The organism is Nonomuraea cypriaca, from assembly GCF_015645445.1.
Taxonomy (GTDB): Bacteria; Actinomycetota; Actinomycetes; order Streptosporangiales; family Streptosporangiaceae; genus Nonomuraea; species Nonomuraea cypriaca.
In genome coordinates, this window is record NZ_JADOGI010000509.1 from 1 (window position 1) to 1,536 (window position 1,536).

The 1,536-nt window shown below is 63.7% G+C and carries 2 protein-coding genes; one reads left to right on the forward strand and one right to left on the reverse strand.

The window, feature by feature from the left end; genetic code table 11:
- The coding region (locus ITP53_RS56785; protein WP_207757768.1) for a hypothetical protein at positions 1-242 on the forward strand (242 nt) is incomplete at its 5' end.
- Here the strand turns inward: ITP53_RS56785 and ITP53_RS55255 are convergent.
- Positions 239-1,267: a polysaccharide deacetylase family protein gene (locus ITP53_RS55255; protein ID WP_195903474.1), complete on the reverse strand. Its 1,029-nt coding sequence runs from the start codon at positions 1,265-1,267 to the stop codon at positions 239-241. The two genes, ITP53_RS56785 and ITP53_RS55255, sit on opposite strands and share 4 nt — an antisense overlap.
- Positions 1,268-1,536 lie beyond the last annotated feature (269 nt).

Genomic DNA, 1,536 nt, shown 5'->3' on the forward strand with positions numbered 1-1,536 from the left:
CAGCTGACTGGGATCGCCGGCCACCAACGGCGAGATTTGCGGCATTCGTCATCCCCACGTGTACTGAACCCCAACGAGGCAAACTTTACGACGTTGAGCAACTTCTCAGGGATCCGTTAAACCTTCGTGACATCACGGTTGTCCGCCACATGACGCTCACCTGCGGAAGAACGGTCGGACGTACGCCGCACACGTTCATGACCCGCCCGGCGACCGAGCGGGTCATGAACAATTCTGACTAGTAGGGCAGGCTCAGCTCACTGAAGGTCTTGCGCAGGTACGGCCCCTTGAACTTCGGATACGCGACCGTCTTCACGTCCCCGTCCGAGGTGTAGACCATGTCCGGGTTCTTCTTGAGCCAGTCGAGCCAGGCCACCGAGCAGAACTGGGCGCAGTCGCCCTTCTTCTCCATGACCTTGATCCGCGGGATGCCGGTCGGATCGAACGACTTGCTGAACGGCGCAGGCGCGGGCGTGTAACCGGCCAGGAACGCGCCCGCGTGGCGGTAGAGCTTGCCGCGCATGGCCCACTCCTTCTTGCGCGGCTGGTTGCCGTACGGCAGGGAGATCGTGCTGGGCTTGGTGTAGGTCAGGGAGGTGATCTGCTTGGCGAGCGAGCCGATCTGCTCCTCGACCTCCTTCTGCGTGCGTCCGCGCAGGTTGAGGTGGTCGCGGGTGTGGTTGCCGATCTCGAAGCCGTTGTCCTTCAGCCAGAGCAGCACCTGGGCCTGCTCCTCGCGTGCGGACTTGCCGAACATGTCGCGCGTGACGAAGAAGGTCGCGACCGGGCGGAAGCCCGGGTTCTTGGCGGCCACCTCCCTCAGGATCGCGACGGCCGTGTCCTTCTGGGGCACGCCCATCTCGCTGAGCGTGAGTTGTGACGGGGAGGAGTCATCGAAGGTCAGGACCACGGGATGCTTGCCGGCTGGAATGTCGATCTTGCCGGACACCATCTCGGCAGCCGTGATCGGCACGTAACCGTCCTTGACCAGCCGTTCCAGGTCGGCGCGGAACTGCTGCGGCGACCTGTCGTCCGTCGAGGTCGGCTTGGGCACGATCCGATGGAACATGAGCACCGGGATCTGCCCGAGCTCGTTCGCCTTCACACTGGCCGCGGCCTTGACCTTGGCGGCCTTGCTCGCCTTGAGTTTGGTGGCGGCGTCGGCCTTGGCGTCGACGATCCTGGCGGTATCGGGCTGCGAGTCACAGCCGCTCACGATCGCGGCGACGGCGACCAGTCCCACCCCACCCAAAATTCCCAGTCGCATCCGAAACCCCCCGAGACGCGTACGACTTCTGCGAGGGGCATACCCACCTGATCAACACCGCCACGCCGCCCCCCAAGCCAAGACCAAGCCACGGCATAGCCAAGAGATGGGCAACAGCCAAGAGAGGGCAGCAGCACCGCATAGCCAAGAGAGGCCAGAACCCACCGCACAGCCAAGAGAGACCGGAAACCACCGCACAGCCAAGAGAGGCCAGAACCCGCACAGTCCAGAGATGGTTAAAAAGGGCCGCCCACGGCCCTTTTTAACCA